This is a genomic window from Bhargavaea cecembensis, from assembly GCF_001619585.1.
Classification (GTDB): domain Bacteria; phylum Bacillota; class Bacilli; order Bacillales_A; family Planococcaceae; genus Bhargavaea; species Bhargavaea cecembensis_A.
Map to the genome: position 1 here is coordinate 72342 of NZ_LQNT01000009.1, position 15236 is coordinate 87577.

General features: G+C 55.7%; 18 protein-coding genes. 1 reads left to right on the top strand and 17 read right to left on the bottom strand.

Features of this window, described 5'->3' with window-relative positions; translation table 11 throughout:
* Positions 1 to 13 precede the first annotated feature (13 nt).
* Both dapB and AV656_RS04025 read right to left on the bottom strand, forming a co-directional pair.
* On the bottom strand, positions 14 to 775 hold the full coding sequence (gene dapB / locus AV656_RS04020; RefSeq protein ID WP_419865548.1) for a 4-hydroxy-tetrahydrodipicolinate reductase: 762 nt from the start codon (positions 773 to 775) through the stop codon (positions 14 to 16).
* Entirely contained in the window at positions 775 to 1113 is a 339-nt protein-coding gene (locus AV656_RS04025; RefSeq protein WP_063179157.1) for a nucleotide pyrophosphohydrolase, read from the bottom strand. The genes dapB and AV656_RS04025 overlap by 1 nt, the downstream gene beginning before the upstream one ends.
* Before the next feature lie 105 nt (positions 1114 to 1218).
* Between AV656_RS04025 and AV656_RS04030 the strand changes: the two genes are divergently transcribed.
* Positions 1219 to 2094 (top strand): YitT family protein, encoded by an 876-nt coding sequence (locus AV656_RS04030; RefSeq protein ID WP_419865549.1) that lies wholly within the window; start codon positions 1219 to 1221, stop codon positions 2092 to 2094.
* An 88-nt stretch (positions 2095 to 2182) separates the two neighbouring features.
* Here AV656_RS04030 and AV656_RS04035 read toward each other — a convergent pair whose 3' ends face one another.
* The 15 genes from AV656_RS04035 to ndk all read right to left on the bottom strand — a co-directional run bounded on the left by AV656_RS04035 (position 2183) and on the right by ndk (position 15135).
* Positions 2183 to 2851 carry a zinc metallopeptidase gene (locus tag AV656_RS04035; RefSeq protein ID WP_063179161.1) on the bottom strand — a complete coding sequence of 223 codons (669 nt, stop codon included), beginning with the start codon at positions 2849 to 2851 and terminating at the stop codon, positions 2183 to 2185.
* 27 nt (positions 2852 to 2878) lie between these two features.
* Positions 2879 to 3499 carry a DUF1405 domain-containing protein gene (locus AV656_RS04040; RefSeq protein ID WP_063179164.1) on the bottom strand — a complete coding sequence of 207 codons (621 nt, stop codon included), beginning with the start codon at positions 3497 to 3499 and terminating at the stop codon, positions 2879 to 2881.
* 54 nt (positions 3500 to 3553) lie between these two features.
* The gene (locus AV656_RS04045) at positions 3554 to 4336 is read right to left on the bottom strand and encodes a menaquinol-cytochrome c reductase cytochrome b/c subunit (RefSeq protein ID WP_063179166.1); all 783 of its coding nucleotides are present in this window, start codon (positions 4334 to 4336) and stop codon (positions 3554 to 3556) included.
* A gap of 40 nt (positions 4337 to 4376) precedes the next feature.
* Positions 4377 to 5051, bottom strand: coding sequence for a menaquinol-cytochrome c reductase cytochrome b subunit (gene qcrB, locus AV656_RS04050; protein ID WP_063179168.1), 675 nt, complete (start codon positions 5049 to 5051; stop codon positions 4377 to 4379).
* 23 nt (positions 5052 to 5074) lie between these two features.
* Positions 5075 to 5578, bottom strand: coding sequence for a ubiquinol-cytochrome c reductase iron-sulfur subunit (locus AV656_RS04055; RefSeq protein WP_063179170.1), 504 nt, complete (start codon positions 5576 to 5578; stop codon positions 5075 to 5077).
* Between the two features lie 150 nt (positions 5579 to 5728).
* Positions 5729 to 6175 carry a YpiF family protein gene (locus AV656_RS04060; RefSeq protein WP_063179171.1) on the bottom strand — a complete coding sequence of 149 codons (447 nt, stop codon included), beginning with the start codon at positions 6173 to 6175 and terminating at the stop codon, positions 5729 to 5731.
* A 92-nt stretch (positions 6176 to 6267) separates the two neighbouring features.
* A complete protein-coding gene (locus AV656_RS04065) occupies positions 6268 to 6822 on the bottom strand; it encodes a ReoY family proteolytic degradation factor (protein ID WP_063179173.1) in 555 nt (184 codons plus the stop codon).
* 19 nt (positions 6823 to 6841) lie between these two features.
* Entirely contained in the window at positions 6842 to 8092 is a 1251-nt protein-coding gene (locus AV656_RS04070; RefSeq protein ID WP_063179175.1) for a tetratricopeptide repeat protein, read from the bottom strand.
* An 88-nt stretch (positions 8093 to 8180) separates the two neighbouring features.
* Complete coding sequence (gene aroA / locus AV656_RS04075; RefSeq protein ID WP_063179177.1) at positions 8181 to 9473, bottom strand: 3-phosphoshikimate 1-carboxyvinyltransferase; 1293 nt, start codon at positions 9471 to 9473, stop codon at positions 8181 to 8183.
* A 21-nt stretch (positions 9474 to 9494) separates the two neighbouring features.
* Positions 9495 to 10601, bottom strand: coding sequence for a prephenate dehydrogenase (locus AV656_RS04080; protein ID WP_063179179.1), 1107 nt, complete (start codon positions 10599 to 10601; stop codon positions 9495 to 9497).
* 26 nt (positions 10602 to 10627) lie between these two features.
* Positions 10628 to 11731, bottom strand: a complete 1104-nt coding sequence (gene hisC / locus AV656_RS04085) for a histidinol-phosphate transaminase (RefSeq protein ID WP_063179181.1) — start codon at positions 11729 to 11731, stop codon at positions 10628 to 10630.
* Entirely contained in the window at positions 11728 to 12117 is a 390-nt protein-coding gene (aroH, locus tag AV656_RS04090; RefSeq protein WP_063181206.1) for a chorismate mutase, read from the bottom strand. Before aroH ends, hisC begins: the two co-directional genes overlap by 4 nt.
* Entirely contained in the window at positions 12117 to 13208 is a 1092-nt protein-coding gene (gene aroB, locus AV656_RS04095) for a 3-dehydroquinate synthase (RefSeq protein ID WP_063179183.1), read from the bottom strand. The genes aroH and aroB overlap by 1 nt, the downstream gene beginning before the upstream one ends.
* Positions 13209 to 13210: 2 nt before the next feature.
* On the bottom strand, positions 13211 to 14392 hold the full coding sequence (gene aroC, locus AV656_RS04100) for a chorismate synthase (protein ID WP_063179190.1): 1182 nt from the start codon (positions 14390 to 14392) through the stop codon (positions 13211 to 13213).
* Positions 14393 to 14688: 296 nt separating this feature from the next.
* Positions 14689 to 15135: a nucleoside-diphosphate kinase gene (gene ndk, locus AV656_RS04105; protein ID WP_035001220.1), complete on the bottom strand. Its 447-nt coding sequence runs from the start codon at positions 15133 to 15135 to the stop codon at positions 14689 to 14691.
* Positions 15136 to 15236 lie beyond the last annotated feature (101 nt).

A 15236-nucleotide genomic window follows, 5' to 3' on the forward strand; every position in this document is an offset into this window, starting at 1 on the left:
CGAACCCCTCCTGTTACCCGATGATCTTATCCAGACCGTCTATGAGACAATCCCTGTTCATAACATCCTTCACGGCAAGGACCATGCCCGACCTGTAGGATTGCCTGCTGAATGAATCATGCCGGAGCGTGAGCAGCTGCCCTTCGCCGCCGAACAGGACTTCCTGATGGGAAAGCAGGCCCGGCAGCCGGACGCTGTGAACGGGGATTCCGGAGACATCCGTGCCCCGGCCGTCCTCTTCCCCTGCGCTGCCGTCAAACCCGGCTGCTTCCGCCATCATCCTGGCGGTCAATGCTGAAGTTCCGGAAGGATAATCTTTCTTGCCGTCATGGTGAAGCTCGATGATTTCCGCATCCGGCATGTACTTCACAGCCATCGCGGCGAACTTCATGAGGAGTGCGGCTCCTACCGAGAAGTTGGGAGCCAGGATGCATCCGATTCCTTTTTCGCCGGATAGCTCCGCAAGCTTCCCGATCTGCTCCTCTGTCAGTCCGCTCGTCCCGACCACCGGGCGGATCCCGTTCAGGATGGCATCCCTTGTATTCGGATACACCGACTCATGGTTGGTCAGTTCGACCAGAACATCCGGCTTCGCCTCTTCGGCGAGTGTCAGCATGTCCGTATAGATCGGGACGGACCCGGCCAGCGTGTCAGCCCTTTCCGCCATCTTCCTGTCGAGAACACCGACCAGCAAAAAATCCCGGCCGGTGATCATCGTCTCGACCGCGAGTGCGCCCATGCGCCCGCGGGGACCTGCAACTGCCACACGGATCATTATGATTCCTCCCCGATTTTGGTCCACCGTCCGCTGTCACGGCGGTTGAACTTCTCCATCACCCCGGCAAGTGCCCGGTCAAGATCGATCCCATTCGCATTTGCGAAGCAGAGAAGGACGAAAAACAGGTCGCCCGTCTCTTCCTCGAGGGATTTCTCCGCCTCCCCGGGTTTTTTCTTTTTCGTGCCATATACATGCTGAACTTCCCTCGAGAGCTCCCCAAGCTCTTCCGTCAGCCTGGCGAGCATTTCCATCGGCGGGAAATACCCCTCCTTAAACTGGGATATGTAACGGTCCACTTCTTGTTGCATGTCCTTCATCGTACGAGATTCATTCATTCAGCGATCACTCCTTCGTCAATCGTATATAATCCCCTGCTCTATTGTCAAAACTAATTGAATAAAGGATACTTGACTTGGGGTGGAGACTTGTTTGGAGGGGTGATGCACTTGTTCCGCGGGATTAAAATTAAAAACCTGATCATGATTCTTTTTGGCTCGGCCATCTTCAGCTTCGGCCTTGTCCATTTTAATATCCAGCATGAACTGGCGGAAGGCGGCTTTACCGGCCTGACGCTGATCCTGCTGTTCGTCTTTAACTTGGACCCCGCAGTCATGAACCTGGTGCTGAATGTGCCGATGTTCTTTATCGGGTGGAAGCTGCTCGGCCGGAAAACGTTTATCTATACGGTCGTCGGGACAGTTGCGGTGTCGGTCTTCCTCCGCCTCTTTACAACATACCAGTATAACATCAACATGGAGGATGACCTTCTGCTCGTCTCCCTGTTTGCCGGGGTCTTCATCGGCATCGGACTCGGAATCATCTTCCGTTTTGGGGGAACCACCGGCGGGGTCGACATTATCGCCCGGCTCGCGAACAAATACTACGGGTGGAGCATGGGCAGAACGATGTTCATCTTCGACGCCGGAGTCATCCTTCTGTCCTGGGCAACCTATCTGACGATGCCGAAAATGATGTATACGCTAGTCGCGGTCTATGTAGGTGCCAGGGTCATCGATTTTGTGCAGGAAGGCGCATACTCCGGACGCGGTGCCTGGATCATCTCCGAATGGCAGGACGAAATCGCGGACAAGATCACGGTGGAGATGGACCGGGGTGTGACCGTCATGAAGGGACGGGGCCACTACACGAAGCAGGAGCGAGAAGTGCTGTACTGCGTGGTCGGCAAAAACGAAATCGTCAGACTCAAGAACATCATCAATAGCGTGGATCCTTCCGCATTTGTGTCCGTCACCGACGTGCATGACGTCATGGGCGAAGGCTTTACACTGGATGAAGAAAAAAAGCCACTGGACTGATGTCCGCCAGGCCCATTGCATCCGATAGCAATCAGACAAACAACACCCCGGCATTCCATGATGGAATGCCGGGGTGCTTTGCATGCAGTTATTCGCGGTTTTGGAAAATCAGCACGAGTCGCAGAAGTTCGAGTACGGCAACGGCAGCGGCTGCCACATAGGTGAGTGCAGCTGCAGTGAGCACCTTTTTGGCATGGGGCTCTTCTTCATTCCGTATGATCCCCAGTTCCACGACCTGATTCATCGCACGGCTCGAGGCGTTGAACTCAACAGGCAGCGTCACGAGCTGGAACAGGACGCCGACCGCCATGAGTACAATCCCGATGCCTAGCAGATTGTTCATGCTGGAGAAGAACAGTCCTGCCATGATGAAGATCCAAGACGCGTTCGATGTGATATTCGCGACTGGAGCAAGCCGGTGACGGAAGCGGAGGAATGCATAATCCTGCGCATCCTGGATGGCATGGCCGACTTCGTGAGCAGCGACAGCAGTACCCGCGACGGACGCGTTGTGGTAGTTGTCCGAAGAAAGCGCGACTGTCTTGGTCAGCGGGTTGTAGTGATCGGACAGGACGCCCTGCGTTTCAACGACTTTGACATTGTCGAGTCCGTTGCGGTCAAGGATCATCCGTGCCACTTCCGCACCGGTCATCCCGGAGGTGGAACGGACGCGTGCATACTTGTTATACGTGCTTTTGACTTTGAACTGCGAATAGAGGGGCAGTGCAATGATGATGATCAGATAGATCAGGAACATTCGTCTTCCTCCCTTTTGTCTCTCTCTTTATTTTACTTGCTGGGGTGCCTTTGCCGCAACAGATACGTTCCGGCGGTACCATGCATAAACGGCAAGAGCAATGCAGGCGATCGACAGCCAGAACGTGAAGTAGCCGATGATGCGGATATGCTCCATGATCCTGCCGTAGATCGGCATCTGTCCGAACACATAATCGATGACATCATTGTGCAGTGTCCAGATCGCAGCAACGGCAATATGCCAGATTCCGAACGCATACTTTGGCAGGTAAAGGACCGCCTGGACCGCCATCAGGAAATGTGAAGCGACGAGCATCCAGCCTGCTGCGCCGATCGTTCCGACTTCCACCAGTGTCCAAATGTTCATGACAACTGCCCAAAGGCCGTATTTGACAAGCGTGATGAGGGCGAGCGCCTCTATCAGCTTCCAGTGCCTGCCCCAGATCCAGCCGGCGACCGCCAGCGTGAAAAACAGGCTCGCCGTCGGGCTGTCCGGCACGAACAGGAGGAAGATCGGTTCGGTGATTCTGAGCTGGGACTCGTACCAGATATATCCGTAGATCGTACCTCCGAGATTGATGAAAAACAGAAGAGTAAGGAAGCGACGGTCTTCAAGGGCCGCGCGGATGTATGGAATCACCGATTGCATGGGAAACCTCCGGGTAAGAAAAAAGAGCCAGTCCCCTGGCTCTTTCTTTCGGAATTATTGTTGGGTAACGGTCGAGAGGAACTCAGCAAGCTGCTGAAGCTCTTCATCGCTGCCTTCGAATGCGTCAGCCGGCATAACTTGCTGGCCGTCTTTGACAACACCGTTGACGGCGATGTCCGCAATTTCTTCAGGCGTATGGCCTGTACCCGTGAGCGGAACCCCTGCTGGAGTCCCTTCGAAGTTCTCGCCGTGGCAGGTGACACACGATTGGCCCATATAAATCTCGTAGCCGGGATCGGAGGTGTCAAACTCTGCTTCTTCAACGATTTCACCTTGTGCTTCTGCTGCTTCCCAGTCGTGGTTGACGACCGATTCCCATGTGAGGTAAATCATTGCAAACAGTGTGAGAAGCATGAAAGCTGTAGGCAGCGGGCGCTTGAACGGACGGCGCTCTTTGGACGTATCCATGAATGGTACGAGCAGGAGCGCGCCAATTGCGAGGCCCGGGATTACGATGGCACCGATAATGTTATACGGGCCGGAAGCAAACTCATATTTCAGGAGCTGGTACATCTGAAGGAAGTACCAGTCAGGCAGCGGGATATACCCGGTGTCTGTCGGGTCGGCCTGCCGCTCGAGCGGCGACGGGTGCGCGACCGTAAGAATGAGGAATCCGACAAGGAAGACGGCGCCGATGATCCATTCTTTCAGAAGGAAGTTCGGCCAGAAGGCCTCCGTCTTGCCTGGATACTCTGAATAGTCTTTAGGGATCCGGTTCTTCTCGTAAGAACGGATACGGGAATCCCCGACAAATTTCATCCCTTTACCGCGATGCATAGTGTCCCCTCCTCTATAAGGATCTTAGTATCCGCCAATCTTACAACGGACCGGAAATACCTTGTCTCCGGATCATGATGAAGTGCGCTGCGAGCAGTCCGAGCAGGGCAGCCGGCAGGAAGAAGACATGAATCGCGAAGAAGCGTGTCAGTGTCTGCGCACCAAGGATCGTAGCGTCTCCGGCAAGGAGGATCTTGATCCATTCCCCGATGAACGGTACGGAAGCGGCAATCTCGATGCCGACCTTTGTAGCGAACAGGGCCTTCATATCCCAAGGGAGCAGGTAGCCTGTAAAGCCGAGGCCGAGCATGACGATGAAGATCATGACACCGACCATCCAGTTCAGCTCACGCGGCTTCTTGTAGGAGCCTGTGAAGAATACCCGCAGAGTGTGGAGGAACATCATGACGATGACAATAGAGGCTCCCCAGTGGTGCATACCGCGCACAATTTCCCCGAATGCCACTTCGTTCTGAAGATAGTAAACGGATCTCCATGCATTTTCAATGTCCGGTGTGTAGTACATGGTGAGGAACATCCCGGACAGGATCTGGATGACCGTGACGAAGAATGTCAGGCCTCCGAAACAATAAATGAATGCAGAAAAGTGATGCGCAGGGTTTACGTGCTCAGGTACTTCATGGTCGGCGATATCGCGCCAGATCGGCGTGATGTCCAACCGCTCGTCCACCCAATCGTAGATCTTGTTCAGCACGGTTGTCTTACCCCCTAACTAGATTAAATCAACTCATTCGGTTTTGTGGCCCCAAGATAGAGCAGGTCATCTTCGACTTTTACCTCAAATTGGTCAAGCGGCCCGGTTGGTGGTGTACCCGGAACGTTCTGGCCGTTCTTTTCGTAGCGGCCAGCGTGGCATGGGCAGAAGAACTGATTCGGGTGTGCCGAATCCCCAGCCCAGTTGACGGTGCAGCCAAGGTGCTTACATACAGGCGAAAGGGCTACGACTTTGTCGCCTTCCTTGTACACCCATGCGGTACCTGTCACTTCGGACTCATACCAGCCGTCAACCTGATCGTACGTGAAGTCTACACGGACAGGCTCTTCTGTCAGCTCGCTCACCTTTTGGCTTGTTGGGATGTAATCTCCCGCAAGGCCGGCTTCGAGGACAGGGTCCACTGCGAAACGGATCATTGGCATGAGCATTCCGGAAGCCATGAATCCGCCGACGCCCATCAATGTGTAGTTCAGGAATTGGCGCCGTGAAACTCGAGTATTGCTCATCATGTTCCCCCCTCTTACTAAAGGTTCAGTCCATCGGACAAACTTTTACTGAATAGCTTAGCTAGGACATATCTATGATATCCCAATCAAAATCGAAATTCAACAAAGCATTTGGCGGTACATGGAGATTGTGAACTTTTTTTGTCGACTTTATTCGGTTGTCCACCTTGCGGTAAGAACAGGGATGATCTGGCGCACCTGATCTTCGAGGACCGACTGTTTCAATTTCTTGTCCATGCTCTCCAGCGGAATCGACGGAATCCAGATTGCATCCCCGATGATGCCATCCCTGGACCAGGCCGGATCGGTCGTCAGGTAGAATACATGCTTAAACGGCATGTCCGAGATCGAGGCGGCCCATTCGGAAGCGAGCCGGCTCCTGTCATTGCCGTCTGTATAGCTGAATGGCGGAAACAGGACGATGCGCCCCTTGAACTGCCGCTCGATGAATGCGGACAGATTCATGAGAAACTCAGCGGAAGAGGCACTTTGCTTCATCCCGCCGCCACTGCCGATATGGACGAGGGGTATCAGGGCGGTATCGATATACTCCTGCTGCTGCATATAAAGATCCAGGTCATTCGCTGTCCAGTTCATAGAAAAAACCTCCTAAAAGCTTCCATTCAAACAATCCTGCCTTCTCACTTTACCACAAGCAAAAGAAAAAGACTTCATCCCGGAAGATGAAGTCACTTGGAGCCGATCTCCTTGATCGATTGGAGCGTCTTGGAGAGGGCGAAGAATTTTTCTTTGTCATTCTGGTCGAGGGCTTCGTCAATCTGGCGGAGAAGCTGCTCCTCGCGGAAGGCGAGGACGCTTTCCTCGAGAAGCTGTTCTGCTTCACGGCGGTCCTTGTCACTGATCTTGATGTATTCCGGTACGTACGGATTGTCCTCCAGCACGGCCGCATACTCAGGGCATGCATGCCGGTTAGGGAAGTTAAGCTGAAGGTACATATTCTCTTCCGGGTGGAGCCTCAAGTCATGGAACGACTTCTCGGCATCCGCAGTCATCAGATTCCCTTTGTAAAAGCGGAATGGGATGCCGTCCGAGTCGGTTGTGGACATGACCATCGCCCTCGGGCAGTAGTGCGCCTCATCGACAAAACGCACATGATTCAGCAGCTGATCGTGGCTCAGGAGATAATTCAGGATCCAAACGCACTCCCGCCGTTTCAAATGGTAGGTTTTCAGAAACCACCTGACAAACTCCTTTTTCTCGGCTACCGGGACTGACGCAGTCACACCATCCCCTCCTTTCCCTTTACATTTCCGTCTCCAGGAACGAAGACCATCTCGGATCGTCCGGCATGAGGACGACGAGTTGCTTTATCAATTCGATGGCCTCTTCCCGTTTTCCTTCATCCAGCAGGAAAAGGGAGAATTTCTCAAGGAACTTCGGGTCTTCCCTGAAATCATTATATGCAAGACGGTAAAATTCATATGCCTCTTTGTATTGTTCTTCACGCTCATGGGCGGCTGCCGCAAACGGATAAAGTGCCGGCCAGTCGCGCCCCTCCTCCCGGAGCTCTCCCATCATCGAGATGATGTCTCCATTCCTCTCCTGATGATCGTACAGCGACATGAGCGCATGGAGGGCATCCATATATTCCGGGTCGAGCGCGATCGCCTCATTGAAATGGGTCTCGGCTTCATCCGGACGGCCCGTTTTGAGTGCAAGCTTCCCTGCAGACAAATAAAGTTCCTTGTCGTACTTGTCCCGCGAAAGCCCTTCCTGGAGCGTTGCATAGGCAGCCTCGTCTTCACCTTCCATCGTCTGTGCCTGGGCAAGAAGGGCATACGCGGAAAAGTAATCGGGGTCCATCGCTTTAAGCTCCACGAGCGTCTTGATGGCCTCTCCGTAATGCTTGCTCTGGTAAGCAGCATATGCGTAGCCAAACAGCATATCCGGCGTTCTAGCCTCTTCGAGCGACTCCGCATAGTATGGCAGGGCTTCTTCAAATGCCGCCCCGGCTGCATAGGCTTCCGCAATCCGGTCGGAAAGCCGCACACCGGCTATTTCCCCGGCTGCCTGGACCTCCTTGTAGAGCCTGGCCGCCTCCGCGTAGCGTCCGCCGTCAAGCAGAAGCTCTGCCTTCGCGAATTTCACCGCGGGCTCATCGGGAAGGATGTTTTCTGCTTCCTCGACCTTCCTCAGTGCGGCTTCTGCCATGCCCGCCATCTGGTAGTAGTCTGCGAGAACGAGAAGCGCCTGCGGATACTCTTCGTCCTGCGGCCCGACAGATGTCAGCAATAGGAGGGCATCATCTTCCTCCCCGAGTTCGATGAGCACTTGTGCCCGGTCGATCTTCAGCTGTGCCTCTTCCGGCATCAGCGTAATCATGCCTTCATAGAGCGTATCCGCCTCCTGAAGAAACCCGTACTCGGCCAGAAATCCGGCAGCCATATAGCGCGTCTCCATGTCGGGAGAAGCCCCGATCTCAAGAATGAGCAATTCCGCTTTCTTGAATTCACCATCCAGAATATATTGTTGCAGCTGTTCAATTGTCTCCATCAGTATTCACCCGTCCCCGCATTTTTCATACTTCAATGCTACTGGATGCAGGGCTTCCTTCACAAGAAAAAAGCCCCTCCGCGGGAGCTTATTCTCCACGGAGGGAATCCAGGTGCACGAAGAATTCCGGGTAGGAAATCGCGATGCATCCGGGGCCCTGAAGTTCCACCGGGCCGTCTGCGACAAGCGCAGCGACCGCAGCCATCATGCCGATGCGGTGGTCCCCTCTTGAGTCGAGGACTGCACCGGTCAGTTTCGTCGGGCCATTGATGATCAGGCCGTCGTCCGTCGGGGTAATGTCCGCCCCGAGCTTGCCCAGTTCTTCCGCAACGGCTGCGATGCGGTCCGTCTCCTTGACCCTGAGCTCGGCTGCATCACGGATCACAGTCGTCCCTTCCGCCTGTGTTGCCAGAAGGGCAATGACCGGAATCTCGTCAATCAGGCGCGGAATCAGGTCACCGCCGATCTCTGTGCCTTTCAGCGAAGTAGAACGGACGGTGACGGTCCCCCGCAGTTCGGAATCCTCCGAGTCGGATACATCCACTGCGAAGTCAGCCCCCATCGCCTCCAGGACGTCGATCATTCCGGTGCGCGTCGGATTCAGGCCGACGTTTTTGAGCACCACTTCGCTGTCCGGAACCATTGCCGATGCCGCGAGGAAGAAGGCGGCAGACGAGATGTCTCCGGGAACGTCCACATGGACCGGGACGAGTTCCTGGCCGCCCTGCAGCGTGATGACGCCATCCTCTGTCCGGACCTGCATCCCGAAGTTGCGCATCATCCGCTCCGTATGGTCCCTCGATACTTCTTTCTCACGGATGACCGAGGTGCCATCCGCCCGCATCGCGCCAAACAGGATGGCCGATTTAACCTGCGCGCTGGCGACAGGCATCTCATAGTCGATTGGACTGAGCGGGCCGCCCAGGATAGAGATCGGTGTGTACTGTGCCCCGTCGCGGCCACGGATATCGGCCCCCATCCGGCGGAGCGGGTCTGTCACCCGCTTCATCGGCCGGCGGGCGATGGATTCATCCCCCGCAAGGACCGAGTGAACGCGCGAGCCCGCAAGGATGCCGAGCATCAGTCGTGTGGTTGTGCCGGAGTTCCCGGTGTAGAGAATGTCAGCCGGCTCCTGCCATCCGTCAATTCCGGGACTGTCGATTACCAGATCCGTCCCGTCGCGGCTGATTTCTGCCCCGAGCAGACGGAAGCATTCGATCGTGCGCAGACAATCCTCGCCCGGCAGGAAACCGGAGACTGTCGTGCGCCCCTTTGCCATTCCTCCGAACATGACCGCCCGGTGAGAAATAGACTTGTCCCCCGGCACGGAAATTGTTCCGCGAAGCGGTGCCTGCGGGTAATTCAGTGTCATCTTATCCATCTGTTCCGGCCCCCTGCCCTGTTAAGTAATGTAGATATCGTAATTTGTCCGGTCGCTCAGCAGTATGCGGCCCTTTTCTCTGTCTTCCGTCGTCTGGAAGCTGACGACCATGATCCCGAACACGTCTGTGCGCGATTCGACGATTCGCACGTTCGTGATCGAGATGCCGGCTTCTGCCAGATAGCCGGCGATTTCGGAAATCGCACCCGGACTGTCCGGGATGTTGACATTGAGGTCGAACGTTGTATACAGCGCACCCTGTGACTTGGCCGGGAGAGTATCCCGGTACTTCTTCGCCCCGCCATAAAAGTCATGGATCGATTCTGCATCACCCGATTCAATCATTTCTCTGACCATGTTCATCTCCTCGATCCACTGATCGATCTGCGTAATCAGTTCGTCACGATTCTGAAGCGTGATGTCACGCCACATGATCGGATCGGACGACGCGATCCGAGTGATGTCACGGAAGCCGCCCGCGGCCAGTTCCCGGGTGAACGGCATGTCTTCCGTCTCCTGCTCAAGCCGTCGCACGAGGGAGGCAGCGACTACATGCGGAAAATGGCTGACGACGGCTGTCATGGCGTCATGCTCTTCGGCGGAGACGACCGCCGTTTTCGCCTTTGTCACCGCCAGGAAAGTTTCCAGCTTCCTGACTGCCGGAGCGTCCGCCCGGTCGGCAGGTGTCAGCAGATAATAAGCATTCTCGAAAAGGTGCTCACGGGCCGCGCGGACACCGCTCTTGTGCGAGCCGGCCATCGGGTGTCCGCCGATAAAGACCGCCCCGCCCCCCGAGAGCTGCCGGGCCTCTTCCATGATCCAGGTTTTCGTGCTTCCCGTATCGGACAGGATGGCGCCTTTCTTCAGATTCCAGCCGGCAGCGGCCTCATTCAGCATCCGCACCGTCTCATTGACGGGCGTGGCAAAAAATATGTAATCACAGTCTTCAGCGGCTTCCGCCGCCGATCCGGCCGAATGGTGGATCACGCCGAGCGTCTGTGCTTCACGGAGCGTCATCGGATCGGCATCAAAACCTGTGACCGTGACGTTACCGTGGCGCTGGATCGCCAGTGCGAGTGATCCGCCAATCAGGCCGAGACCGATGATTGCAGCTTTTAACTCAGACAAAACCCAACACTCCCATCAAACACTGCTTACGCTTCGGGCACTCCCTGTGCAAGCACTTCTTCAAGTGCGGCAAGCAGGCCCTCATTATCTTCACGGGTCCCCACGGTAATCCGCAGATAGCCCGGTGTACCGAGCTTGTCGCCGCTCCGAACGATATATCCGCGCTTCAGCAGCTCATCCGCTGCAGCATCCGCGCTGCCCTTCACTTCCATCAGCACGAAGTTCGCTTCCGAGCGCGGGCACGTCAGCCCGTGAACCTCGGCAAAACGGGCGTACTGCTCCTTGCCCGCCTCGTTCTGCCGGCGGGTGCTTGCGATAAACGCCTGGTCATCGAGTGCCAGAGCAGCCGCCTGCTGGCCCATGACGTTCGTGTTGAACGGCGGACGTACAGGATCGAGCTTTGCGACCACCTCTTCACGTCCGATTGCGTAGCCGACACGGAATGCCGCAAGTCCGTATGCCTTCGAGAAAGTACGCAGCACGAGCACGTTCGGGAATTCTTCGATGAGGTTAAGCGGATCACCGTATGCCGGGTCCGTCACGAATTCATGGTAAGCATTGTCCACGATGACGAGCACATGTTCAGGAACGTTCCGGATGAAGGCCTGAAGCTGTTCATACGGAATGATGCCTCCGGTCGGGTTGTTCGGCGTGCACAGCCACACAATCGAAGTATTCTCGTCGATGGCCTCCAGCATACCGTCCAGGTCATGGCTGAAATCTTCCCGCAAGGGGACTTCCCTGATCTCCGCACCCTGAATACGGGCGTTGTGCCGATACTGCGGGAATGACGGCCACGGCATGACCGTATTGTCATTTTCGGACAGCAGCGCGCGGGAGAGGATGACGATCAGTTCGTCCGATCCTCCGCCAAACAGAAGCTGCCGCGGACTGACACCAAGCCGGGAGGATAACGCCTCCCGCAATTCTGTTGCATAGCCGTCCGGATACAATGCTGTATCCATTCCAGCTTCTGCGATGAATTTCTTTACTTCACCCGAACAGCCGAATGGGTTTTCGTTTGAAGCAAGCTTGACGATGCGGTCAAGGCCGAACTCTCTCTTGACCTCCCCGATCGTCTTTCCGGGCTCATATGCCCGCATGCCTTCCAGCCGGGGATTCCATCTCATCTTGCTTCCTCCTTCCCGGCAGCCGCCTGCGCCAGATCCGGCCGCAGTCGGACAGCTTCGTTCCTGTAGATATGCTTGATGTCCTTTTGAGTCTTCATCGTATTCGCATGCATGAGCAGACGGATGCAGAGCGGCAACGCTCCGGGAACATCCATCTCGTGCGTGCACATGACCGGCACATACTCCCAGCCATCCATCGTCCTTACCGCCTTTGCGGGAAATCCTGAAGAAATATCCGTCGTCGTCGAGATGATCACCGAGACGATGTCTTCCGGTTCCAGCCCGTTCTGTTCCGCCATTTCCCGTGCCAGGGCGGCCGTCTCCTGCTTGATCTGCTGATCGTCATCTGCCGTGATGCATGTTGCACCGCGGATGCCCCTCACCATCATTCCGGTTCCACCCCCGTGCGTATTCTGAGCTCCCTGTCGGCCTTCCTGCAGTCCTCTTCCGTGACAAGCCGGACGTCCGGCGCTCCGGCTTCAGGAAGAAGGACGAAATGAAGGTCACCGAAGGAAGCTTTTTTATCTTTTTTCATATAGCCAAGCAATCCATCAAAAGGATGATTCGCAATCTCCTTCAGCGGATAACCGTTCCTTTCGGCGAATGCCTGGAGGGCATCGGTCAGTTCCCTGCCGGCTCCGGCTTTCTGCTCACTCAGAATGAGTGCATAAACCATTCCGATCATGACGGCCTCACCATGCGTGAGTCCTCCGTAGCCGGCGGCCGCCTCGACCGCGTGGCCATAGGTGTGGCCAAAGTTGAGGTACTTGCGGACGGATCCTTCCCGCTCGTCCCGGCCGACGATTTCCGCCTTGACACGGATGCCGCGGACAATGTGACCGATCAGTTCCTCTTCACTCATCCTGCCGAGCTCAAGTGTACGGAGCATGTCCGGAGCGTCTTCCCTGGATGAAATCAGTACATGCTTGACGGCTTCCGCCATGCCTGAGCGGACCTCCACTTCGGGCAGCGTCCGGAGAAACTCCGTATCGTACAGGACCGCGATCGGCTGATGAAATGCACCCGTCATGTTTTTGCCGCCGGGAAGATTGATCGCGGTCTTGCCTCCGACAGAGCTGTCATGTGCAAGAATCGTCGTCGGGCACTGGATAAAGCGGATTCCGCGCATATAAGCGGCCGCTGCATAACCCGCAAGATCGCCGCATGCACCGCCGCCGAAGGCGATCAGCACTGATTTTCTCGTGCACCCTGCTTCCAGAAGAAATTGCTGCGAGCGCCCGAACCATTCAAGCGTCTTGCAGGACTCTCCCGAAGGCACATCCAGCCAGGCAGCATCCCTGCCTGTCTCTCCGAGCGCTGCCCGGAGACGCTCCCCATGAAGAGCGGCGACCTTTTCATCCGCAATGACAGCAACCCGGTCGGCATCTGCCAGCAGGCTTTCAAGCCCCTGTAGGGCGCCAGGCCCCACGACCACGTCGTAGCTGCGTTCCTGCGTCTCTACCCGTACCGTCTCCATGATCAGAACTCCCGTGAATAAGCGAGGAATTCCCCGATGTTCTTTTTGAGTCCTTCAATCGTGTCGCTATGGAACGTTTCGGAAATGGCTTTTGCCACTTCCCATGCGACAACATGCTCGGCAACAACAGACGCCGCCGGTACCGCGCAGCTGTCTGAGCGCTCGATGCTTGCCTTGAACGGTTCTTTCGTATCGATGTCCACGCTCTCGAGCGGCTTGTAGAGGGTCGGGATTGGTTTCATGACACCGCGTACCACAATCGGCATTCCCGTTGTCATTCCGCCTTCGAAACCGCCGAGGTTGTTGGTGCGGCGGCGATAGCCGGATTCTTCCGTCCATTCGATCTCGTCGTGCACCTCACTGCCCGGCAGCCGCGCCATTTCAAATCCAAGACCGAACTCGACGCCTTTGAACGCATTGATCGAGACCATGGCGCCTGCAATCTTCGAATCCAGCTTGCGGTCGTATTGCACATAACTTCCGACCCCCGGAGGACAGCCGTCTACAATGACTTCCACGACGCCGCCGATCGAGTTGCCGGCTGCCTTCGCGTCATCAATCGCCTGTTTCATCTTTTCCGATGCTTCCGGATCGATGCAATAGACATCATCGGCCGAGGCAATCTCACGGATCTCGTTGACCGTCTTCCCGTTGCGGAGGGTCATGTCGGCCTTCACTCCGCCAATCTCAGCCACATGAGCCGTTACTTCAATACCCAGTGCTTTCAGGAAGCTCTTGGCAACTGACCCGACCGCGACACGCATAGTCGTCTCCCTCGCGGAAGAGCGTTCAAGGACGTTACGGAGATCACGGTGGCCATACTTCATGCCGCCGACAAGGTCAGCGTGTCCGGGACGCGGGCGCGTCACACGGCGCTTGATCTCATCCGGATCGGCACCATCCGGCAGGGGCTCGATGCCCATGATCTTCGTCCAGTGTTTCCAGTCATCATTCGTCACGGTCAGCGCGACCGGTGCACCAATCGTCTTTCCATGGCGGACACCTGCTGTGATCTCCACTGTGTCTTTTTCGATCTGCATCCGCCGGCCCCGGCCGTATCCGCCCTGCCTTCTGGAAAGGTCCCTGTTTACGGAATCCGCCGTCAGTTCAAGGTTGGACGGCAGTCCTTCTATAATTGCGGTCAGCTGCGGACCATGGGATTCACCCGCTGTCAAGTATCTCATTCTGCTACCCCCAGGCTCAAAATACATTTAATTTTCTTACCACTATAACACAACCCATCCGACGAATCATTCCGATTTTTGCAGAAAACATAAGGGTTCAGACCCTTTCCGCAAATGAAAACGCTGTCTTTTATAAAAGCGGCAAAGGAAGCTTTCAAGCCTGCATTCTATTGCCAAAAAGAGGTGGCAATGACGAGAGATGGCCTGATTGACTTCCGCTCTGATTTGATCCCCATGCGGCAGCGGTAAGATTGTTCCGGAAAATAAAAAAACCCGGCAAGCGCCGGGCATTTGGGTCAGTTCACCCAATTATTGATTTGCTTTTCGTAGGAAACGAGTTCTTCCTGTTTGAAGAACAGGTTGATTTCGCGCTCTGCGCTTTCAGGAGAGTCGGAACCGTGGATGATGTTTTTGCCGACAGTGACTGCATAGTCGCCGCGGACCGTACCCGGTGCAGATTCTTTCGGGTTGGTAGCACCCATCATGAGGCGTGCCGTCGAAATGACGTTTTCGCCTTCCCAGACCATTGCGAAAACAGGGCCGGATGTGATGAATTCAACAAGCTCGCCGAAGAACGGGCGTTCTTTGTGCTCGCCGTAATGCTGCTCTGCGAGTTCCTGAGGAATCTGCATCAGCTTTGCGCCTGCTAGCTGGAAGCCTTTCTTTTCAAAGCGGCTGACGATTTCGCCGATCAGGTTGCGCTGGACGCCATCAGGCTTGACCATGAGAAATGTTTTTTCCATTTGCTTGTACACTCCTTGTGAGTTGAGGGTGTGCGGCGATGCCGCCTTCAAAATGGTACCACTGCAACGGGCGCTCTTTCAACAAAAGATGCGCCCGTGCG

Bases quoted from the DNA above. Each gene is read 5' to 3' on its own strand.
- dapB (WP_419865548.1), bottom strand. From the start codon at position 775: ATGATCCGTGTGGCAGTTGCAGGTCCCCGCGGGCGCATGGGCGCACTC.
- AV656_RS04025 (WP_063179157.1), bottom strand. From the start codon at position 1,113: ATGAATGAATCTCGTACGATGAAGGACATGCAACAAGAAGTGGACCGT.
- AV656_RS04030 (WP_419865549.1), top strand. From the start codon at position 1,219: ATGCACTTGTTCCGCGGGATTAAAATTAAAAACCTGATCATGATTCTT.
- AV656_RS04035 (WP_063179161.1), bottom strand. From the start codon at position 2,851: ATGTTCCTGATCTATCTGATCATCATCATTGCACTGCCCCTCTATTCG.
- AV656_RS04040 (WP_063179164.1), bottom strand. From the start codon at position 3,499: ATGCAATCGGTGATTCCATACATCCGCGCGGCCCTTGAAGACCGTCGC.
- AV656_RS04045 (WP_063179166.1), bottom strand. From the start codon at position 4,336: ATGCATCGCGGTAAAGGGATGAAATTTGTCGGGGATTCCCGTATCCGT.
- AV656_RS04055 (WP_063179170.1), bottom strand. From the start codon at position 5,578: ATGAGCAATACTCGAGTTTCACGGCGCCAATTCCTGAACTACACATTG.
- AV656_RS04060 (WP_063179171.1), bottom strand. From the start codon at position 6,175: ATGAACTGGACAGCGAATGACCTGGATCTTTATATGCAGCAGCAGGAG.
- AV656_RS04070 (WP_063179175.1), bottom strand. From the start codon at position 8,092: ATGGAGACAATTGAACAGCTGCAACAATATATTCTGGATGGTGAATTC.
- aroA (WP_063179177.1), bottom strand. From the start codon at position 9,473: ATGGATAAGATGACACTGAATTACCCGCAGGCACCGCTTCGCGGAACA.
- hisC (WP_063179181.1), bottom strand. From the start codon at position 11,731: ATGAGATGGAATCCCCGGCTGGAAGGCATGCGGGCATATGAGCCCGGA.
- aroH (WP_063181206.1), bottom strand. From the start codon at position 12,117: ATGGTGAGGGGCATCCGCGGTGCAACATGCATCACGGCAGATGACGAT.
- aroB (WP_063179183.1), bottom strand. From the start codon at position 13,208: ATGGAGACGGTACGGGTAGAGACGCAGGAACGCAGCTACGACGTGGTC.
- aroC (WP_063179190.1), bottom strand. From the start codon at position 14,392: ATGAGATACTTGACAGCGGGTGAATCCCATGGTCCGCAGCTGACCGCA.
- ndk (WP_035001220.1), bottom strand. From the start codon at position 15,135: ATGGAAAAAACATTTCTCATGGTCAAGCCTGATGGCGTCCAGCGCAAC.